Below are 1,102 nucleotides of genomic sequence, written 5' to 3'. Positions count from 1 at the left end.
TTATGCTCAACCGAATTACCGTTCAGCTCCCGGTGGAGGGGCTTCTGTTCTGGAAACTCACAGGTCGCGAGGCGATGTCCGAGTCGTTCGCCCTGACGCTGACCCTGCTTGGCACGGATGCGCGCATTGACCGCAGCAAACTGCTGGGTCAGCCGGTCACGGTGACCATCCCGACGCAGAGCCTGCTGACGCCCCGCTATATCAATGGAAAAATCACCCGCGTGGCGGTGAGTGCCGTCGAGCTGACGGGCACCCGCTATGCGGTGTACCAGCTGACGGTGGAGCCGGACCTGTGGCCGATGAAGCGCGACCGTAACCTGCGTATCTTCCAGGGTCAGACGGTGCCGCAGATTGTGAAAACCCTGCTGGCTGAACATCAGGTCAACGTGGAGGATAAGCTCACCGGCAGCTACCGGGTGTGGGACTACTGCGTGCAGTATCAGGAGTCGAGCCTGGACTTTATCAGCCGTCTGATGGAGCTGGAGGGGATTGCGTATCACTTCAGCCACGAGGCGGACAAGCACACGCTGGTGCTCACCGACGCCGCGACGCAGCATCAGCCGTTCAGTGGCTATGAGGTCATTCCTTACCACCAGACGCCGTCAGGCGGCAGTACGGACGAAGAGGGTATCAGCCAGTGGGCGCTGGAGGACAGCGTCACCCCGGGGATTTACAGCCTCGATGACTACGACTTCCGCAAGCCGAACGCGTGGCTGTTCCAGGCGCAGCAGAACCCGGCGTCACCGAAACCGGGCAGTATCGACGTGTACGACTGGCCGGGACGGTTTGTTGAGACCGGGCATGCGGAGTTCTACGCCCGTATCCGTCAGGAGCGCTGGCAGGTGGAGCACCAGCAGATTCAGGCGACGGCCACGGCCGCGGGTATTGCACCGGGACACACCTTCACCCTGACTAACGCCCCGTTCTTCAGTGATAACGGTGACTATCTGGTCACGGCGGCGGGTTACCATTTCGAGGAGAACCGCTACGCGAGCGGCGAGGGGGAAACCCTTCATCGCACTGATTTCGCGGTCATCCCGGCGGCGGTGTCATACCGTCCGGCGCAGAGCACGGCGTGGCCGCGCACCTACGGCCCGCAGAC

General features: G+C 62.4%; 1 protein-coding gene. It reads left to right on the top strand.

Annotation, left to right across the window (positions count from 1 at the left end):
- Positions 1–2: 2 nt before the first annotated feature.
- On the top strand, positions 3–1,102 hold a 1,100-nt coding region (locus QMG44_RS24175), incomplete at its 3' end, for a type VI secretion system Vgr family protein (RefSeq protein WP_281853332.1).

It is taken from the genome of Enterobacter sp. 200527-13 (assembly GCF_027924865.1).
GTDB lineage: Bacteria > Pseudomonadota > Gammaproteobacteria > Enterobacterales > Enterobacteriaceae > Enterobacter > Enterobacter ludwigii.
The sequence above is the reverse complement of the archived record's forward strand: the minus strand, read 5'-3'. Positions and strand labels throughout refer to the sequence as shown.